The following is a 21165-nucleotide window of genomic DNA, read 5'->3' as shown; positions in this document are numbered from 1 at the left end:
TCTTTTTATATTACCGATTGCTTCAAACAATGATCCCAATATTAGTTAACACAAACCTCTTTACCTCGATGATAACCATCAACATAATACTCTAATTGGGTTAATGCCCAGTCAATATCTTGATTTGTAGCATTTAGTTGATTAATGCGTTCAAAAATGGGCAACAATTCATCCAAAGGATATTGCTTCTCATAAGAACGTAGAATTCTTGAATGCACTGTTGTTTCAGTATTTTCTTGATCAATTAATAACTCTTCGTATAGCTTCTCACCAGGGCGTAATCCAGAATAATGAATCTCGATATCACCATCTACTGATCCTGCTTCACGCACTCGCAACCCACTCAAAGAAATCATTTGACGCGCTAAATCTTGGATTCGAACAGATTTACCCATATCCAATAAAAATACATCTCCACCTAAACCTAAAGCACCAGCTTGTATAACTAACTGTGAGGCTTCAGGTATAGTCATAAAATATCGAGTCACTTCAGGATGTGTTACAGTGATAGGGCCACCTTTAGCTATCTGTTGTTTAAATAGTGGAACAACGGAGCCAGAAGATCCAAGCACATTACCGAATCGAACAATACTGATTTGAGTAGTATTTTGTTCAGCTGCTAAAGCTTGGCAGTATAACTCTGCCATTCTTTTAGAAGCCCCCATAACATTTGTCGGTCTTACCGCCTTATCTGTCGAAATCAATACAAAAGTTTCCACACCATTTTTTACTGCTGCATTTAAACTAAACGCCGTCCCAATTGCATTATTTTTTAAACCTGCTATTGGATTACACTCTACTAAAGGTACATGCTTGTAAGCAGCCGCATGATAAACTGTTTGAACTTGATACTGCTCAATAATTCGCTCTAGTTTCCCTTGATCAAGTACAGTCCCCAATATAGGAATAATAGTCATATTACTTGTTAATCGAAGCTCCTTATCAATGCTATATAACGCAAACTCAGTAATCTCAAAAATAATGATTTTTTTGGGCTTATTTTTTACAATTTGACGGCATAATTCTGAGCCGATAGAGCCACCCGCCCCTGTCACTAAAACTACTTTATCTTGGATATTCTTCAATAAAAGCTCTTGTACAGGTGGAATAGGATCTCGTCCTAACAAATCAACAATGTCAACTTCTTGAATATCTGAAATACGTATTGTCCCATCAACCAGCCTCGTCAATCCAGGAATTTCAGTAATTTTAACGTGAGCAGGTTCTAAAAATTGAATAATTTCTCTTTTACGAAGACGACCAACTGAAGGTAAAGCAATCAAAATTTCATCTACTAGCGATTTTTTTTCAATCAATTGTAAGGCGTATTTAGATTGTAGAACTTTTAGACCACCAACCATCTGCCCAGTTAATGATTGCTTGTCATCTATAAAAAAAACAGGCAAATGCTCATTTGAACGATATAAAGCAGCTGCGATCTGCTGACCGGCAGCGCCCGCCCCATAAATAGCAATTCGTTTTTTGGGAGTATCCGCTTTTAAATAAGAACTAACTACAAACCGAATAACACCACGGCTAAACCAAACCCAAGCAAACATCATAAATCCAAACATTACTGGAATAGATGTCGGAATAAATGCAGATGTACTAAACGCCATCACATACATCCCAATCATGCAAATTGCAGTGGCGATAGCTAATTTAAATATTAAGGACTCGTTAAAACTGCGTACAATATGACGATAACAACCAGATATAAATAGAGAGACTATCGATAATAAAGTCACCCAAAAAGCACCAAAAGCAAGATGAGGAACAACTTCAGCACCCAAGTCAAATAAACGAATGACATAACATAACCAAAGTAAAATTGGGAGAGTTGTAAAATCCAATGCTATTAGAAAAATCTGTTTTATAACTCTTGGAGTAGAGGCCAACCTAACTACAACTTGTTTAACCATATTAGCTTTATTCTCAAGTTAGTTAAAAAAATCAAATCAACATCATTAGATGCCAATCTGATTTAACATATAAATATTTATTAAAATTATATATTAGTTACTTAATGGTAACCACACCAATTCTACCAATAACTTCTGTAATCGACTTCAGCATACGCTCAATATTCGATAAACTTAAAGTTGGATGCACTAGAAACATTAAACTACTCTCACCTAGCTTTTGTGCATTCTCAAGACGCTGAGCTGGACGCCAAGGCGTATCATCAAATGCATGTTCCAAATATACTTCTGAACATGAACCACTAAAACAAGGTACATTTAACTCAGAAATTTCATTCATGATGCGATCACGAGACCAACCTTCTGGTAATTGATCAATATTCACTTGAACATAACACTTATAAGCCGCATGCACATAATCATTGGATGGCTGAAAAACTGATATATACGGAGAATTCTCAAATGCAGAATAAATATGCTGCATGTTTTGATTACGTTTTTCAGTCCACTCAGCCATCTTCTTCAATTGGATACGACCTATCACAGCCTGCATCTCCATCATCCGCCAGTTAGTACCAAATGAGTCATGTAACCAACGAAAACCTGGTGGGTGCTGTTTGTTATAAATACTGTCAAAATTTTTACCATGATCTTTATATGACCACATCTTTTTCCAAAGATTTTCATCATTGGTCGTGACCATGCCGCCTTCGCCACCCGTGGTCATAATTTTATCTTGGCAGAAAGACCAAGCCGAAATATGCCCAATTGAACCCGCTGCTTTTCCTTTATACTTAGCACCATGCGCTTGCGCACAATCTTCGATGACATATAGTCCTTTTTCAGCGGCAAGTTGCATGATTGGATCCATATCGCACATCCAACCCGCCAAATGTACACAAATAATGGCTTTGGTATTCGGTGTTAAAACAGCCGCTATTGTTCGTGCCGAAATATTCTGAGAATCAAGTTCTACATCTGCAAAAATAGGATTCGCACCAGCCGTGACAATCGAGCTTGCCGAGGCTAAAAATGTGCGTGAGGTAACAATTACATCATCCCCAGCACCAATATTTAAAGCCTTTAATGCAACATCAAGCGCTACTGTCCCATTTGCTAAAGCCACTGCATATTGTGTTCCTGCAAATGTTGCGAATTCTTTTTCAAATTCACGGCATTCTTGACCCGTCCAATAGTTTACCTTATTCGACAACAGTACTTTAGAAACAGCGTCTGCCTCTTCTTGCGTAAAGCTTGGCCATGGTTCAAATGCAGTGTTTAACATATCTCTTTCCTAAATTGATTTTTTAAAAATCTTTATTTTTTCTCTAAAATTCTTGCTGGGTTACCAATGACTGTTGCACCTGCTGGCACACTTTTGGTCACGACCGCACCCATACCCACCACAGCGCCTTTGCCAATCACTAGTGGTTTATCTGGTGTACCTTGTTTGATCACCGCACCAGTACCGATATAGGCATGATCTTCAATATGAACATTGCCATTACACTTTACACTCGGCGCAAAAGTCACATAGTCACCAATCACGCAATCATGTGCGACATAACTATAAATATTGGCATGGAAAAACTTACCAATCTTGATATTTGATGTTAAACATGTAAATGAGCAAAATAGGCTTCCTTCGCCAATATCTACTTCATCCAAAATGACTGTATTATTTGCTCTAATATTTAAATGCTGTATCCCGTCTTGAGTTAAACGTATTGCTAACTTTTCACGAATTTGACTATTTGCTATGGCAATCGTGACAGCTTTATCAGTATTCAGTCTATCCAAAAATTCAGCATAGCCCAATACAGGGTAGCCATTTAGTAAAGTACCAGCTTGACCATCATCAATAAACACAAAACTATCGTTGCTGAATTGTGGGTATTGCATACGAACAAGAGGCATGACTTCTTTACCAAAACCACTTGCACCATACACGCCGATCAATGAAACTGTCATAAACTATCATCCTTGTTTTGAGAGCCAGTAAACCTTGTCATCGTTGCTTCACCTTCAGCACTGATATCGTCTTTGGCGATGACTTTTTTCACTGTCTGCAACATAATTTTAAAATCCAACACAGTAGACTGATTTTCTACATACCAAGTATCGAGTTTAAATTTCTCTTCCCAACTAATCGCATTACGACCATTCACCTGTGCATGACCAGTCATACCAGGACGTACATTATGACGCTTAGCCTGTTCCTCATTATATAGAGGCAGATATTCCATCAATAATGGACGAGGGCCGACTACACTCATATCCCCTTTAATTACATTCCAAAGCTCAGGCATTTCATCCAGACTGGTCGAACGTAAAATTTTGCCAAAAGGTGTTAAACGCTCACTATCTGGTAATGGATTGCCCTGTTCATCCAGTGCGTCTTTCATGGTGCGAAATTTAATCATTTCAAAAGGTTTACCATGCAAACCTGGACGAACCTGACGGAATAAGACTGGCGAGCCTAAGTTCTTTTTTACCTTATATGCTACATAAAAATATAAAGGTGAAAGCAATACCAAAGCAATTGAAGCAATAACTATATCCAGTAAACGTTTAAGCATATTACGCTCCTGTGACCCAATCAGAAAACTTCTGCGAAAGAATAGAACGATTAAACTGCTCTCTGGCAACCTGCTGACCATTTCTGCCCATTTCAATCAGTCGTTCGCGCTGATTCGCTGCTTGTTCTAAGGCATCAGCAAACGCTTGAGGATTCTCTGGGGGTACAGCAAAACCACATTGTTCTTTAGTAATTAACTCTGCTAACCAACCCGGATAATTATTTAAAACCGGCAAGCCTGCTGAAATATAATCAAAGAATTTATTCGGTGACGTTCCATAATAAAAGGCTGGAATATTGGCTAAAATTTGTAAACCAATATCTGCACTGGCCATAAGACCTGCTAACTTTGCTTTATTAACAGGATCATGAAAAATCACATTATCCAATTGAAGCTCGGCCGCTCGGTCAAGCAATGCTTTTTTCTGCATTCCGTCACCAACCAGAACCAGTTTAATATCTGTTCTTTGGCGTTTCTTTAATTCTACCGCTGCATTCAACACCGCATTTAGCCCATTGGCCAAGCCATGTGTCCCAGTAAAAATGGCCATAAGATCTGTTGGTTTAACACCCTCAGGTCTCCATACTTGATGCTCAGATGCAAAAATATCTAAATCACAACCATTTGGAATAGAGGCTACTTTTTCAGGAGCAATCCCTCGTTTAATAATGCCGTCCACAATACCTGGAGACAATCCTACTAAACGATCAGCTGAATGATAAGAAGTCCATTCAAGCACAGACATCATCCATAAAACAATTGGGTTTTTGATCACCCCCATCGCTTTAGGCAGCTCTGGCCATAAATCCCGCACCTCAAAAACGAATGGTTTACGTCGAAACCACTTGGCAAAAATACCTGGGATACCCGCCGTTAATGGTGTCGTTGTCGCAAATACAACATCGTATTGTTCAGTCAAAGCAACTTTGATCGATTTGAAAGCAAAACTTAAAAAAATTAAAATACGCTTGAGAAAAGAAAGCGCATTTGAATAAGGCAGTTCAAATTCTATGATATCGATGCCATCGACCATACCACGGCGCATTCCTTTATTAAAAGGCTGGGTTAAACCCGTTTGACCTGCACCAAAAGAACCACAAACCATCGTCACTTGATGGCCATTACGAATGAGCGATTGAGCCATAGCATAGGAACGGATTCCTGCTGACCCTTTAGGTGTCGAGAAATGCTGATGCAAATATAATATTTTCATGTTAAATCTTTAATTACAGTAAAAATTGTAGTCGCTTGTGTAGCAATCACTTCTAGAACAGGCACTTTGCTCTTTTGATAGTAGTACCTAGACTCCTCTCCCTCACTCCAACGAAGGGTGATCGGATGCTCAGCCTCTAAAATAATCTCCACTTTACCATTGCTTAGAACATTGTTCTCAAGAGCCCAATGATCTGGCTGTAAACGCCAACGTAAGACCGCTTGTTGCTGAAAACCCGAGATATTATCTGCTATTTTAATTGCGTTATCTGTTAATGAAATTTTACGGTGGTGTGTACAACTCCAATGATCTTGATAACCACAACCAAATTCATTAGCGCTATACGTTAATTCTTTTGGTGTCAGCCATGCACCAAATAAAAAGCGACTTAAACGCGGCATTTGTTGATGTTGATCAAACTCAACGGTATTGTGACTGGCAACGCCAGAAAAGTAGTTTAAATCTTCTACGGTGGAATTATAACTATAAGTTCCGCCATCACGTAAAAGGTTTTGTCCTTTAAACCAAACATCCAGATGCAAGGCATCACATTGGCTTGGACGAAATTTAAATTTAGGCAATTTAAAAGCAATAAAAAAATTATGAGTTTGAGACGTGATTAACCCACTTTCATTAAACAATTGATTTCGCGAAGGCAGCTCAAAGTTCTCTTGTTTCAATTTGTGTATTTGAAAGAACGTTAGACTTTCATCATATGAATCTGGTTCTGGATAATAACTATGTTGATGGAATAAGGTACTTGCCAACTGAACTGTTGGTCTAAAATCACGATAATCCGTTTGGCTTACAGGAATCAGTCGCGCACCATCATTGGCACCTAAATTAGGGACATCCCCATCAGCTTGGGTTAATACATATAACCAGTCTGTCGCTTTCTGCAATTGACGGTATAGTTGTCCTGAAAAAGGCTTCAATTCGAATTTTTGGCGGACGATTTCGGCTAAGCAATAAGAATCCAGCATCACTCGATGGTAATTAATCGAATATTGACTAAAACCACCATCTTGCATAATGAGCTTGCTTGCACGGTTGACCAACCATTTCTCACCCAATGCCTGCCATTGCTGATATTGAGACTTAGGTTTCCAAAGATTTAGAACAGCTCCACCAATATACAATGCAGTTGCCTCAGAGGTCCCATGATTATTATCCTGAGCAATGGCATAATCAATTGTAGGTTCAATACGCTTTAAATGTGCCTCGATAAATGCACAGACATTGTCATGCGGATGTTGCTCTTGCTCTAAACCTATGAGTGCAGTAATGATATGCATGACACGGATGGATGCTTCCTGCCCACATTTCCAATTCGGCCCAAAATAAGCAGGGTTCTTCTCACACCAATCATTCAACCATAAATCTAGTTGAAGCAATGCTTGCCCATCTCTCACTCGACGCTCGTGCAGAACAAGCTCTATTAGCCAGTCAAAACGGGAAGCCTCCCAGATGCCTTTAATATCACCAACATTTCCATCAAAATCTGGAATTTGATACCACATCTTCTCTGTATTTTGAAAGGTATGTTGGGTTAAAGGGCTATAGAACCAATTCGGCAGCTGTCCAGCCACTGGATACTTGAGGTATCCAAAGGCTGTTAACGTTGAGTTTAGGGGCACATTCATTGTGCCAGTTGGTGCACTCTGATTAAAGAAGCAACCCGTTGGCAATTGTGCAGACAGCTTTTGTACAGGGTTTAAACCTGTTTTTACGCCCACACGATATTTAAACACTCTGAACAAATTAAACAGCCCTAATGCAAGCGCTGTTTGACCTTTCATGACTAAACTCATGTTTGTGCTCTTAAAATTTCGGCAACCTGAATAGTCACTCTAGCAACTTCAAAAATTTCATCGGCAGGAATTGGTGCTTCTTTTCCATCTCGAATACTGTCTACAAAGACCGCAGCACAAGCATCTTGACCTTTATCTTGACGCCACAGATTCATCTTGTTAAATCCAGGCCAGCCAAATGCTTTTAGCTTTCTGAAATTATCTAATTGTAGTACTCGACCTGCTGTAAAGACTTCTACACGCTCTTTAGGGAAGCTTGAAGCACCATTTGCTAAGTAGAAAATGGTGCCAAATGACCCATCTTCAAAACCAAGCGTAATTGAAGCCTTATCTTCTAGAACCTGTACGGCATCAGTTTCGCCCATACGTCGAGCCTGAATAGAAACAATTTTTGAACCAGCTAGGAAGCGCATCAAGTCGATAAAGTGACATGCTTCACCGATAATACGCCCTCCACCAACAGCATTATCTTGTGTCCAATGATCCGCGGGTATCGCACCTGCATTCATGGTCATGATAAAACTCTTCGGCTCTTTTACTGTATCCAGCAAAGTTTTGATTTTTTGCACTTGTGGTGAGAAACGACGGTTGAAACCCACCATTACTCGTGCGTATTGATTATTCTGGATATTTTGGTTGTAAACCGATTCAATTTTTTCAATTTCTTCGACAGTCAGAGCCAATGGTTTTTCAACAAAAACATTCTTACCTGCCGATAAAACTCTTTCTACAAAGTATGCATGGCTATTATGGCGGGTCGCAATCGCTACAGTATTAATATCTTTATTATTCAATAAAGCATCGATATCTGTAGAAGCTTCAGCAAATCCTGTTTTTTCTCCATGAATGACACCATTAATACCACCAGACGTTACGATGGTATGTAGTTGAGAAGAAGCTTTTTTGAAAGCAGGAATCAAGATACGAGAAGCATAGTTGCCTGCCCCAATAAAACCAACGACAGCATTTTGGGCTTCAATTGAAATTGGACGTAATACCACTCGTTTTTCCAGACGAGTTTCAACTGGAGAGTTATATTTAAGCAATAAACCCAAACCAGATTTGTCTTCCGTCAAGGCATCATAGGCTTTAGGTGCATCTTCAAATTCAAAACGAGCTGTAATTAATGGTTCTACATTTAGAGTACCTGCAGCCATCATATCTAGAACAGCAACAAAATTGCGTTGTTCAGTCCAGCGAACAAAGCCAAGTGGATAGTCATTACCCTTGTCTTCATATTCAGAATCATAACGACCTGGACCATATGAACAAGAAACTTGGAAACTGAGTTCTTTTTCATAAAAATCGGCACGATTTAACTCTAAGCCAGTTACACCAACTAAAATAATGCGACCACGTTTTCGACTCATTCGTGCTGCTTGAATAACAGGATCACTGACCTTGGTTGACGCGGTAATAATGACACCATCTACACCCACACCACGACTAAATGCCAGACCCACAGCAACTGGATCTTCACCTTTACCAGGATTACAGATCTCTGCACCGAATTGTTTTGCCAAATCTAATTTACTTTGATCGAAGTCAATGGCAAGAACACGACAGCCATTTGCTCTTAGCATCTGAATGGTGAGTAGGCCAATAAGACCCGCACCAGTCACGACAAAGCTTTCGCCCAAAGTCGGTTGAGCAAGACGGATACCTTGCAAGCCAATACTTGCGACTACAGCAAAAGAAGCAGATTCATCACTGACATTATCTGGAATTTTTGCACAAAGGTTTTTCGGTACTTTCACCATATCAGCATGTGGGCCATTTGACACAACACGATCACCAACTTGGAAATCATCTACATTGGCACCTACTTCATGCACGATACCCACATTGCAATAACCTAATGCAAGTGGTTGGGCCAGCTTAGACTTTACCGCATCGTAAGTTGTTAGCAGACCATCTGTTTGTACTTTTTCCAGTACCATTTTTACTTTTTCAGGTTGCTGACGAGCTTTATCAATTAAAGATGCTTTTCCGAAACCTACCAACATACGCTCTGTGCCAGCAGAAATAAGCGAAGTCGTTGTGGAAATCAGTAAATGACCTTTTGAACATTGCGGAACTGGCGCTTCAGTTACAGTGGTACCACCATTTGCCATATCTTGAAGAATTTGTTTCATTACAAGTCAACCTCTAAACCTTTCTATAACGTATGATTCTGGCTGGATTCCCACCGACAATCGCATCTTTTGGAACGTTTTTAGTCACAACGGCTCCAGCAGCAACTACAGCACCAGTTTCGATTCGAACACCATGCATAATAATTGCCCCGTGACCAATCCAGACATTATTTTCAATAATTGTTGTCAGAAAAATGTCTCGACCACTTTTATTCATAGTAGTTTGAATACCCTCAAATTTATGATCGCCACCAACTAAGCTAACATTAGAAGCAAACATAACATCATCTTTAATAATAACATTTGAAGCTATATGGCAATTCCGACCACAAAAGAAATTATGCCCAATTTGTATATCACGCCCTTTCCCAAAACAAGTATTTTTGCCAATTAAGGCATAAGAAGAAAATCTGACATCTGGTCTATATAAAAGAAAAAATAATTTCCTGAATAAGAAAACAGTCCTTCTAAAAAGTTTAATTACAAACATAACGAACAGCCCTATATATAACGTCAACATAATTATTAATATTAAATTTACTAAATTCAAAATTCTGAGCCTCCTTCCGCATACGGATCAACTCAGATTTAGACAAAATCAAATTCTGTAAATTTTCAAATAAATTATCTTCATTTATATTTTTTATAATTAACCCATTATTAACAATTAAATCTTTTTCACAGCCATCTCCTATTGTACAAACAACAGGAACACCATGAATTAGAGCATCCGAAATAGCTAGCCCTCCCAAACCAGGTAAAACCATCAGAGTAGCATTATACATATATGGGGCTAGAACAGTTTGATTTCCTGAAAAACTAACATGATCATTTACATTCAAATCAAAAGCTAACTTCTCAAACTCGTTTCTTAAAGGTCCATCACCTACTATTGTCAAATGAATATTATCATTCAAATTACACAACTTACTAAATACTTTAATTAATAAATCAACATTTTTATTTTCAGAAAGAGCCCCCACAAATAAAAAATTATGCTTTTGTGGTAAAGGAGAGGGATATTCAAGATCACAATTTAAGCAATATTCTTTTATCTCTTTTAACCTTTTCTCAGTATCAACTACATTTACAGCAGTAAATACCCGATTTTCATCTATACCAATCTTTTTATAATATTCAGAACCATACGAACTATATGAGATAGCGGCATCAGATTTTTTTTCAATATAATTGAAGAATATATCTGCTAGTCGTCTATGAATTGATTTCTTTCTACCTTCAATTTCACCTAATCCCCACTGTATAATTTTCTTATTTTTCTTTTTAGAATATATAAAACAAATTACGTTATTGATTAAATTTGATGCACCTTCAACAATAATTACATCAGGATTGAATTTATCCAGTTCTGTATATAAGTTTGGATTATATGGAATGTATGCTTTACCATTACGTGTAGTAAAACTAAACTTTCTTGTTTGTAACTTTATACTTGGGAATCCAACATTTCCCTTATAACTTTTAACTTTTGTCCCTTCAAAATCATCTGAATAAAATACACAAAGCTCCAACCCTTCAATTCTGGACAATCTTTCAAATACTGGAACACGCCAAGATTGTAGAACTCTATAACTAATAGCAACTCGTATCATAATTAAATATCTCGCTTACAAGCTTGAAAAACCATATAAGATATAAATAGAACAGCAATACACAATATAATATTTGAAAACAGTGTTGAATAAACAGCACCCTGCAATCCAAACCTAGGAATTAAAATAATATTTAAAATAATATTTATCATCAAAGCAAAAAATGAACAAAGCAATAGTAAATAACTTCTTCCCTGTTGAATCAAAAAGTAATTAGAAACCAGATAAAAAGGCAGTACTAAATGTGCTAATAGAAGTACAATCAACTCTGTAAGCATAAAATCGTAATTAGCAACAAACTCGAAATTAAATAACACAAGATATAGAATCATACTTAAAATAGATCCTACCAAACCCAATAAAAACATAAAAACTAATGTACTTTTAATATTTAACAATAAATCCTTTAAAAAAATAGATTTATAAATCTTCTTTTCATTAATCACACCCACTATGGAGTATAAGAAAATTAATCCAGAAGCAAATATATAAATAAAACTGTAATTCCCCACAGTTTCATAATTAGTAAATCGCTCAAGAATAAAGCGGTCAACCAATGCTATTCCAAAAAGTGATATCCCATGCAACATTAGGGGAAATCCATGTTTTAACCTATCAAAAAAATTAAAACTTACTTTCCACTTCGACTTAAAACATATTACAAAGAGTCCAATTGTTGCAAAGAAAACCGCAAATATTTCGGAAAAAATATAATTATTAAGACTATAAAAAAAATATACTGTAAATACAACAAACAAAAACCTAAAAATAGAATAAGAGATACGATTCAAAACATAACTCTTCAAACTCTCGTTTGCTCTAAAATAGGTCAAATATATTTTATTAAAAGCCAGCATTAGGCCTGCAAATGAAGCTAAAAAATAATCAGAAAAATAAAAAAATAAACCTAAAAAGAGACCAATTAATATACTAAAAACTACAGAATTAGTAACTTCCTCTTCTGGATTATTTTTCAATATCAAACGATCTTGCCCAAAGAGATATATAGGCATAAAAAAAATAATTATAGAGTAAAATAAAACTATTTCCCCATAAATTTCTGGAGGAGTAAAAAAAGGAATAATTGCCAGTGAAAGCCAAGACAACCCCTTGGCAAAGAACTCAGACAAGCCTATCAGTATAAAATTATTTCTTAAAATTTTCATATATATTTAGGTCTAACAAGTCTATTGGCTAAAATAACACCCAAATAAATTATTATTAAAGAAATTATTACATTAACAAACGATCCCCTAACAAAATGATAAATAAGAGTAAAAGATAGCGAAAAAAAGATATAAGCTTTTAATATATTTTTTGACCTATCAATAGCACCTAACAACAAACCATATACAATAAAAACAAAAAAACTTAGCAGACCAAAATTAAGATAGGCATCCCCAAATACTCCTGGCGGTATTGTCATAACATCTAAACCAGTTAACATTTGCCCTATTAGCGAATCTGTGGTTGGTATCTTTTTATCATAAATACTTTCAGGAATGAAAGCTAATAACAAACGGTAATAAGACTGACCGTTAAGGCTTAGATCCGTGTAATAAACATGATCTATAATATTAACGACCATATTCGCATAACCAAAATCACCTGATTTTACGGAAGTGATCAACATATCTTTCCATGAGATACCTAATTCACCATCGCCTTCCAAATAAACACCCCTAGCAAATCGTATAAATATACCTAATCCTGCTAATATTGACATAACAGAAACTAGAGGTAATATCTTAATTTTTTTAATTTTCTCGTTTAAATATTTTTTTGTATTTTCAAATACAATTTGTTTGCTAACGAATACACCTATTATTAAAGCTGTCAGATGCATCAGAATCATCGTCCTATTTCTCAGAGCGATAAAATAAACAAATTCCAATACACAAAAAATTAATAGTAAGATAAAAATATATAAAGGATTGCGTTTTATTTTAGCTAGCTTAATACCTAACAAAAAGAAAAAAGACGAAAAAAAGTATACCATCCACAAAGAATAGGTTTTTCCACCTTGAACATATTTAAGATCAACTCGAGTACTCTTAATGGCAGAAAAGCCACCTACTGTTAAGAACATCCATAATGTACCTAAAAGCAACCCACCACCAATTATATAAAGTGTTCTATCAAATTTAGCATCATTTATAAGCAACTTACTTTCTGGAGTTGGCCTAAACACAAGAAAATAAAAAATTGATAGTGCATGTATAGAGCTTATATTTAGAAAATGATATAAAGCAATAGAAGACTGACTTCCCACCAAAACTTCACCAGGAAATACAAATTCAAATATAGGTGATATATAAAATAAAACCAGATAACTAAAAACAAACCAAACGTAATTAGATCTAAAATTAAAAACATTAAAAGATTGAACTAACAAAAAAACAAATGACGACAGGTAAACTAACAAACCAAATCCTTGCCCAATAAAAGACAAGGATATGCTCAAAAGGACAAAACAACTATTTAATATTATATAAAGTAGATGCTTTTTTAACATTTTTATGAGATACCTTTAGTATCCAAGAGATATTCATTATCTAAAGAAATCTTTTTAAAATCTTTATGATCAACTAAAATTAGATGAATATCAGCTCTTTCCTTCTCTTCTAACTGGATAAGTTGAACATTAGCAGGCATATTTGCAGGTAAGGTATCAATATTTGGTTCAATCGCCAAAACATTTAAACCTTGTTCAGCTAGCTGCTTTGTAATCTCTAAAGCTGGACTTTCACGCAAATCATCAATATCTGGTTTAAAAGCTAAACCATAACATGCAACAGTTACATCTTTAATCGTTTTAGATGGATTTGCCTGTAAAAACTCAGCGATTTTAATTTTAACCTGATCAATCACCCACTCAGGTTTGGCATCGTTCACTTCACGCGCAGTACGAATCAAACGCGCTTGTTCTGGCGTTTTAGCAACGATAAACCACGGATCAACAGCAATACAATGTCCACCTACACCTGGCCCTGGCTGTAAAATATTGACGCGAGGATGACGATTCGCCAATGAAATCAACTCCCAAACATTGATATCTAGCTTGTCACAAATAATCGAAAGTTCATTTGCAAAAGCGATATTCACATCACGGAAAGAATTCTCCGTTAACTTACACATTTCTGCGGTACGAGCATTAGTTTCAATACAATCGCCTTTTACAAAGATTTTGTATAAATCACATGCTGCTTTTGAACAACGTGGTGTCATTCCACCAATAATACGATCATTACTGATGAGCTCTTGTAAAACTTTACCTGGCAATACACGCTCTGGGCAGTGGGCAACTAAAATATCTGCTTGCTCACCATGGGTTTGAGGGAAAGTGAGATCTGGGCGTGCTTCACTTAACCATGCAGACATTTGTTCAGTTGCTTCTACAGGTGAAGTTGACTCCAATATTACCAAATTACCCTGTTTTAAAAATGGAGCTAAGGCTTTCGATGCAGCTTCAATATATTTCAAATCAGGTTGATAATCATCTTTGAATGGGGTTGGTACAGCAACAATATAGGCATCTGCTTCTGTTGGTGTAATCTGTGCCGACAATTTTCCTTGTGCTACAACATCACGAACCAGCGCATCTAAATCAGGCTCAACAATGTGTACTTTTCCTTGATTAATCATATCAACAGCATGTTGATTAACATCCACACCTGTTACTTTTATACCATGAGCAGCAAATGTTGCAGCTGTTGGCAAACCAATATAACCCAAACCGATGACACAAATATGCTGAATTTGATTACTCATAATGAACTACAATCCAAAAATACTATTTAAAATTAAAAGCTAAGGAGAAATTTCACAATATGCTGACAAGCCATACCATCCCCATAAGGATTATGAGCTGCCGACATTGCATGATATATCTCAGGGTTTTCTATTAACTCTGTTACAGCACCTTCAATCACCGAAACATCCGTTCCAACTAATCTGACTGTTCCTGCTTCAACTGCTTCAGGGCGCTCTGTTGTATCACGCATGACTAATACTGGCTTACCCAGAGATGGCGCTTCTTCCTGAATCCCCCCAGAATCTGTCAAAATAAGATAACTACGATTCATTAGGAATACAAAAGGTAAATAATCCTGTGGGTCTATTAAATAAATATTCGAAACCCCAGAAAGTAACTCATTTACAGGTTGTTGTACATTAGGGTTTAAATGAACTGGATAAACAATTTGGATGTCGGGATATTTTTTCGCCAAATTGGCGAGTGCTGTACAAATATTTAAAAAACCCTGCCCAAAATTCTCACGACGATGCCCTGTCACTAAAATCATTTTTTTTGATGAATCTAAAAAATCAAATTTCTGTTCAAAGGCAGATATTATCGTTGCGTCATTTTCGACTTTATCTTTTACAGTAAGCAATGCATCAATTACAGTATTACCAGTAACCTTGATAGATTCTGGATTTATGTTTTCTTTGATTAGATTACTATAAGAAGACTGTGTAGGTGCAAAATGATAATTTGTTAAGGCACCTGTAAGCTTGCGGTTTGCTTCTTCCGGCCAAGGAGAATAAATATCTCCTGTACGCAATCCTGCCTCAACATGCCCAATCTTCACCTTATGGTAGTAGGCAGCTAAAGATGCTGCAAATGTTGTAGCTGTATCACCATGTACTAAAAGAATATCGGGCAACCATTCCTCAAAAACCTTCTCAAGCCCTTTCAGCACACCCGACGTTACATCACTCAAAGTCTGACCAGGTTTCATTAAATTTAAATCAAAATCAGGTGTTAGATTAAACAAATGTAACACCTGATCCAACATCTGACGATGCTGTCCAGTCACACATACTTTTGTTTCAACATTTAACTGTTCTTTCAAGAGTAATGCTAGCGGTGCCATCTTAATTGCTTCAGGCCTTGTTCCAAATACTAAAAGGATTTTTTTCACACCCTGCTCCCAAACAAGCTTTCTAAACTCACTAATTTCCCCTCGAGAAATGACATAATTTAGATCTGGTAATAATTTTGAGCGCAACTATATCAGAATACATCACTTACGGTTAACATTATTTCAACAAATACTACAATCAATATGCTAATATTTGTCACCAATCGATTAAACATTTCCCAATTGTATCTTTGAGCAAAATTACAGCTACAATTTATGACATTATAGCGACAAGTTCATACAATTTTACATCTTAAGGGCTACTCGTGAGATTTACATATTTAGTTTCTACAATATTGAGTTTGGGATTGACTGGCTGTGCTGTCACGTCTGGTCTACAAACTTATACATTACCCAACGATCAATCATTTCAAACAGATTTAGGGACTTCCGTACAGTTACAACAGATTACTCAGCAAACCATTTCAAATCTAAACAGTCAGCCCCACCCTCAACTTTTGCAATCAAATTTGGGGAATTTGTTTGATTATCAACCTTCTACTTATCATTTAAGTAAAGGAGATATATTATCAATTCAGCTATGGGCATATCCAGAAATCACCCCACCTATCAGTGCAGTGTCTAGCCCTCAAAGCATTCAATCAATAGGATATCGTATTGATCAATCTGGCTATATTCAGTTCCCTCTTGTCGGTCGAATTAAAGCTGAGGGATATTCTTTAAACCAATTTAATACCAACCTATCACGCAAACTTTCTGCCTATCTTAAAAATCCAGATGCTGTAACGCGAGTATTGTCATATGAAGGTCAACCCTATTCAGTGCAAGGGAATGTATTAAAAGGCGGACAGTATTTCTTAAATGACCAGCCATTAAGCATTTACGCTGCTATAGGGCAAGCTGGTGGGCTCGGTCAAGAAGGAGATAATACTGCTGTTCAATTGATTCGTGATGGTGTGGTATATGACTTAAACCCTGTTGCTTTGGAAAAATTAGGACTCTCTTTACACCGCCTTTTTATCAAGAAAAATGATACTATTTATGTAAACTCACGAGAAAATCAAAAAGTGTATGTTATGGGCGAAGCAGCAAAAAATGTTGCGATTCCTATGCGTGCTCAAGGTATGACATTAAGTGATGTATTAGGCGAAAGTTTAGGTTTAAACCCAATATCTGCTAGTGCCCAACGAATTTACGTATTACGCAATGATTTACAGACTCAATCCACTCAACTTTACCATATGGATTTAACTAACTTTGCAGACTTTGGACTTGCAAATCAGTTTGCCATGCAAAGTAACGATATCGTATATGTGGATGCATCTGGTCTAGCTCGTTGGCAACGTGTGGTTACTCAAATGCTACCGTTCTCTAATGCGTTGTATAACTTTGATCGCTTAGGTAACTAATGGACTTTGAAAAAGTTTTAGTATTATGTGCTGGGAATATTTGTCGTAGCCCTATGGCGGAAGCTTTATTAAAACATAGACACCCCCACATACACATTCAATCGGCTGGATTGCTAGATATACCACAGCAGCCTGCAGATGAAAAAGCAATAATTTCAATGTTAAATATTAACTTAGATATTCGCTCACATGTTTCTAAACAGGTTACAAACGACCTTGTGAAACAGTTTGATCTCATATTAGTGATGAGCTCTAGACAAAAAAATCACTTAGAAGAACTATTTCCTTTTGTGAAAGGGAAAGTTTTTAGATTGGGGCATTGGCAAAATAAGGATGTTGCTGACCCATTTGGAAAATCACAAGAAGTATTTGATCATACTTCTAAGTTGATTGATGAATTTATTGAAGATTGGAAAATTTATTTTAAGGCTTAGCTCAAATGTCGAAACAAATCGAAAACTCTGAAGACACAATTGATTTAAAAGAGTTGTTTTTCTCAATTCTCAGCCACTGGAAGCTGATTTTGTTATGTATTTTTTTGAGTTTGGTGTGTGCCCTGCTTTACCTACGTGTTACCCCTAATACCTATTCAGTTGATGCGCTTGTGCAAGTTGAAGATAATAAGGGCGCCTCAGCTGCACTTCTTGGTGACTTATCCAATGTCATTGAACAAAAATCTCCAGCACAAAGTGAAATAGAAATTTTAAAATCTCGCTTAATCTTGGGTCAAACCATTCGCAAGCTTAATCTCGATATTTTAGTAGATCAACCAAATAACAGTTTTAGCGATCGCTTATTTAATAGTTCTGATTTTAAAGCAAATTACTCTCCTGCTAGCTTACAGATTAACAATCATCAAGATAAATTCACAATTACCAAATTTCAAGTTGCTCAACCATATCTAGATCAAGACTTTACAATACGTTTAAATAAAAATGAGCTACATCTTGTAAATACCAATACAGGTGAAAGTTTTAAAGGTAAATTAAGTCAAGATAATATTTGGACAGGTAGCCATGGTTTGGTACAACTAAAAGTTGAAAGTCCGAACGGTTTCAAGACGGAATACACCATTAAAAAACTTAGTTTGCGCAATGCCGTTCAAATGTTAAGTAGTAAATATTCTGTTTCTGAAAAAGGTAAACTGACTGGTATTCTTGGTTTAAGTTATCAAGGTACAGACAAGGCACATATTACTGAGGTCTTAAACGAAATATTAAAAACTTATATCAAACAAAATATTGAACGCCGCTCCGCAGAAACTCAACAAACTCTTTCATTTCTTGATGAACAACTACCTGAGCTAAAACAGGAACTAGATCAAGCAGAACGTGCTTTCAACCGTTTTCGTGAACAAAACAATACCGTTGATGTTGCTAAAGAGTCTGAACTACTTCTAACCCAAAGTATCGCTCTTGAAACTACGAAACTAGAGTTACAGCAAAAACAAGCTGAGTTGTCTGCAAAATATACTTCAGAGCACCCACTAATGCGTGAAGTCAATGCACAATTGCAGGAAATTCAAGAAAGACAAAATGGTTTAAATAATGACTTAAAAAGACTTCCTGAAATCCAGCGTCAGTATTTACAATTATTTAGAGATGTCGAGGTCAACACTCAACTCTATACAACTCTACTAAATAACTATCAACAATTGCGCATTGCGAAAGCAGGTGAGATTGGTAATATTCGTGTGATTGACCATGCGGTCGAACCTATTCAGCCAATCAAACCTAAAAAATTACAAATCCTAGTGCTTTCGGTATTTTTAGGTGGATTTTTTGGTGTACTCATTTCACTTGTAATGAACATGATGCGCACTGGGATTCGCGACAGTATTGAGATCGAAACCAATTTCGGACTACCTGTATACGGTACAGTTCCTCGCTCAATGTATCAACCAAGCAAGCCTGATAAGCTCAAGCAAATTCCAATTCTCTCAATTAACCACTCTGATGATTTGACTGTTGAAAGTTTAAGGAGCGTTCGCACCACGATTTTATTTGCTCTTGCAAATGCAAAGCACAATGTAATCGCAATTAGTAGTGCATCGCCTGAAGCAGGAAAATCTTTTATCTCGACAAATTTATCTGTACTATTAGCGCAGAACTCAAAGAAGGTGCTACTGATTGATGCAGATTTACGTCGTGGGTATTTATATAAATATTTCCATACTGAAAATCAATCTGGGTTATCTCAAGTCCTTCTTGGACAAAAACAAATTGATGATGCGATCATTCCTAGTGATCACTCTAACTTGTATTTTTTACCTCGCGGTAGCCACCCTAACAATCCTTCTGAATTGTTAAATAGCCAACAATTTGAAGCTTTAATTCAAAATTTAAGACAAAAGTTTGATTATATTGTCATTGATACACCTCCTGTATTAGCTGTTACTGATAGTCTCATTATTGCGCGACATACTGGTGTCAATGTCCTCATTGCGAACTATGCTCAAACACATATTAAAGAAATGGGATTAGCCATTAACCGCTTTGAGAATGTGGACATTAAAGTCAATGGAATCATTCTTAATAATGTTGACATACAAAGTAATAGCTATGGTAATGGCTATAACTATGCATATGCCTACACGAAATCTAAAGATTAATGTATTAGACTAGTTAGAGCCTTACCTTAAGCTGACCAATGATATGCTTGTTATGTCATTGGTCAGCTGTTATCTTATTCCATAGAAAAGCACTTAATCTTAGTTTTACAAAACTATGCTTTTAATAGATTTTCTTTTTTAGCACCTATGGTTATATTGAAAACATCATACTCAATAACTTTATGGAATTATCAGCTAATGTTTAAGACTATAAAAAAATCAAGTTTCTCTTTCTTTCTGATAATATTTATTAGCGTATGTACAACTTCTCATGCAAAAACTATTCTTATTTTGGGTGATAGTATCAGTGCAGCCTATGGTATGACTCCCTCTCAGGGATGGACTAATTTATTACAACTGCGGTTAGACTCAAAATATCCCAAGCGGCATCGTGTAATAAATGCCAGTATGAGTGGTGAAACAACCAGTGGTGCCTTAGCTCGTTTACCAAAGCTATTACAACAATATCAACCTCATGTAGTCGTTATTGAGCTTGGTGGAAATGATGGTTTGAGAGGCTATCCGCCTCAAATTATTCAGAATAATATCTCAAAAATGGTCGTACTCAGTAAAAATAGTAAAGCTAAAGTTCTTCTCTTTGGCATGAAAATTCCACCGAATTATGGTAAAAAGTACAGCCAAGCATTTGAAAATAACTACAAACTAGTTGCGGCAAAGCATAAAGTAAAATTAATACCATTTTTTTTAGATGGCGTAGCTGGTCATAAGAAACTCATGCAAGCAGATCAAATTCATCCTAATGCCACTGCCCAGCCAAAGCTATTAGAATCGGCATGGAAAATTATTGAGCCTGCTTTATAAAAATTCATATTACAATTTGTTAAGCCTAATTCAGACATATAATGTATTGAATAGCCACCGATTTTGTAGACACCTTTTAGTTAGATAATGGACTGCCACCACTCTCCTAGACAAATATGGTCTATTCTTTTTGCATAGGAGAAAACATTATGAGTGGACAACGT

Annotated in this window: 17 protein-coding genes; 4 read left to right on the top strand and 13 right to left on the bottom strand. The window is 36.4% G+C overall.

Annotated features, from left to right (window positions below):
* Positions 1-41 precede the first annotated feature (41 nt).
* The 13 genes from MKI79_RS05525 to wecB form a co-directional block, all read right to left on the bottom strand.
* Positions 42-1922 carry a polysaccharide biosynthesis protein gene (locus tag MKI79_RS05525; protein WP_241571056.1) on the bottom strand — a complete coding sequence of 627 codons (1881 nt, stop codon included), beginning with the start codon at positions 1920-1922 and terminating at the stop codon, positions 42-44.
* A 97-nt stretch (positions 1923-2019) separates the two neighbouring features.
* The gene (locus tag MKI79_RS05520; RefSeq protein ID WP_241571055.1) at positions 2020-3207 is read right to left on the bottom strand and encodes a DegT/DnrJ/EryC1/StrS family aminotransferase; all 1188 of its coding nucleotides are present in this window, start codon (positions 3205-3207) and stop codon (positions 2020-2022) included.
* A gap of 32 nt (positions 3208-3239) precedes the next feature.
* Positions 3240-3893 carry an acetyltransferase gene (locus MKI79_RS05515; protein ID WP_241571054.1) on the bottom strand — a complete coding sequence of 218 codons (654 nt, stop codon included), beginning with the start codon at positions 3891-3893 and terminating at the stop codon, positions 3240-3242.
* Complete coding sequence (locus MKI79_RS05510) at positions 3890-4501, bottom strand: sugar transferase (RefSeq protein WP_241571053.1); 612 nt, start codon at positions 4499-4501, stop codon at positions 3890-3892. Before MKI79_RS05510 ends, MKI79_RS05515 begins: the two co-directional genes overlap by 4 nt.
* A 1-nt stretch (position 4502) precedes the next feature.
* Positions 4503-5714, bottom strand: coding sequence for a glycosyltransferase family 4 protein (locus MKI79_RS05505; protein WP_241571052.1), 1212 nt, complete (start codon positions 5712-5714; stop codon positions 4503-4505).
* Positions 5711-7525, bottom strand: a complete 1815-nt coding sequence (locus MKI79_RS05500) for a heparinase II/III domain-containing protein (protein WP_322111812.1) — start codon at positions 7523-7525, stop codon at positions 5711-5713. Before MKI79_RS05500 ends, MKI79_RS05505 begins: the two co-directional genes overlap by 4 nt.
* Positions 7522-9660 (bottom strand): bi-domain-containing oxidoreductase, encoded by a 2139-nt coding sequence (locus tag MKI79_RS05495; RefSeq protein ID WP_241571050.1) that lies wholly within the window; start codon positions 9658-9660, stop codon positions 7522-7524. The genes MKI79_RS05500 and MKI79_RS05495 overlap by 4 nt, the downstream gene beginning before the upstream one ends.
* 13 nt (positions 9661-9673) lie before the next feature.
* The gene (locus MKI79_RS11660; protein ID WP_274619067.1) at positions 9674-10150 is read right to left on the bottom strand and encodes an acyltransferase; all 477 of its coding nucleotides are present in this window, start codon (positions 10148-10150) and stop codon (positions 9674-9676) included.
* Positions 10137-11273 (bottom strand): glycosyltransferase family 4 protein, encoded by a 1137-nt coding sequence (locus MKI79_RS05480; protein WP_241571049.1) that lies wholly within the window; start codon positions 11271-11273, stop codon positions 10137-10139. Before MKI79_RS05480 ends, MKI79_RS11660 begins: the two co-directional genes overlap by 14 nt.
* 2 nt (positions 11274-11275) lie before the next feature.
* Positions 11276-12439 (bottom strand): oligosaccharide flippase family protein, encoded by a 1164-nt coding sequence (locus tag MKI79_RS05475; protein ID WP_241571048.1) that lies wholly within the window; start codon positions 12437-12439, stop codon positions 11276-11278.
* Positions 12436-13725: an O-antigen polymerase gene (locus MKI79_RS05470; RefSeq protein ID WP_241571047.1), complete on the bottom strand. Its 1290-nt coding sequence runs from the start codon at positions 13723-13725 to the stop codon at positions 12436-12438. Before MKI79_RS05470 ends, MKI79_RS05475 begins: the two co-directional genes overlap by 4 nt.
* A gap of 65 nt (positions 13726-13790) precedes the next feature.
* A complete protein-coding gene (gene wecC, locus MKI79_RS05465; RefSeq protein ID WP_241571046.1) occupies positions 13791-15044 on the bottom strand; it encodes a UDP-N-acetyl-D-mannosamine dehydrogenase in 1254 nt (417 codons plus the stop codon).
* A gap of 32 nt (positions 15045-15076) precedes the next feature.
* Positions 15077-16198 (bottom strand): non-hydrolyzing UDP-N-acetylglucosamine 2-epimerase, encoded by a 1122-nt coding sequence (gene wecB / locus MKI79_RS05460; protein ID WP_241571045.1) that lies wholly within the window; start codon positions 16196-16198, stop codon positions 15077-15079.
* Between the two features lie 266 nt (positions 16199-16464).
* Between wecB and MKI79_RS05455 the strand changes: the two genes are divergently transcribed.
* The 4 genes from MKI79_RS05455 (at position 16465) to MKI79_RS05440 (ending at position 21001) form a co-directional block, all read left to right on the top strand.
* Complete coding sequence (locus tag MKI79_RS05455; protein ID WP_241571044.1) at positions 16465-17568, top strand: polysaccharide biosynthesis/export family protein; 1104 nt, start codon at positions 16465-16467, stop codon at positions 17566-17568.
* Complete coding sequence (locus MKI79_RS05450) at positions 17568-18002, top strand: arsenate reductase/protein-tyrosine-phosphatase family protein (RefSeq protein ID WP_241571043.1); 435 nt, start codon at positions 17568-17570, stop codon at positions 18000-18002. The genes MKI79_RS05455 and MKI79_RS05450 overlap by 1 nt, the downstream gene beginning before the upstream one ends.
* Before the next feature lie 5 nt (positions 18003-18007).
* Entirely contained in the window at positions 18008-20179 is a 2172-nt protein-coding gene (locus MKI79_RS05445; RefSeq protein WP_241571042.1) for a polysaccharide biosynthesis tyrosine autokinase, read from the top strand.
* Between the two features lie 198 nt (positions 20180-20377).
* The gene (locus MKI79_RS05440) at positions 20378-21001 is read left to right on the top strand and encodes an arylesterase (protein ID WP_241571041.1); all 624 of its coding nucleotides are present in this window, start codon (positions 20378-20380) and stop codon (positions 20999-21001) included.
* Positions 21002-21165: the final 164 nt, after the last annotated feature.

Source organism: Acinetobacter sedimenti (assembly GCF_022601685.1).
Lineage (GTDB): Bacteria > Pseudomonadota > Gammaproteobacteria > Pseudomonadales > Moraxellaceae > Acinetobacter > Acinetobacter sedimenti.
The sequence above is the reverse complement of the archived record's forward strand: the minus strand, read 5'-3'. Positions and strand labels throughout refer to the sequence as shown.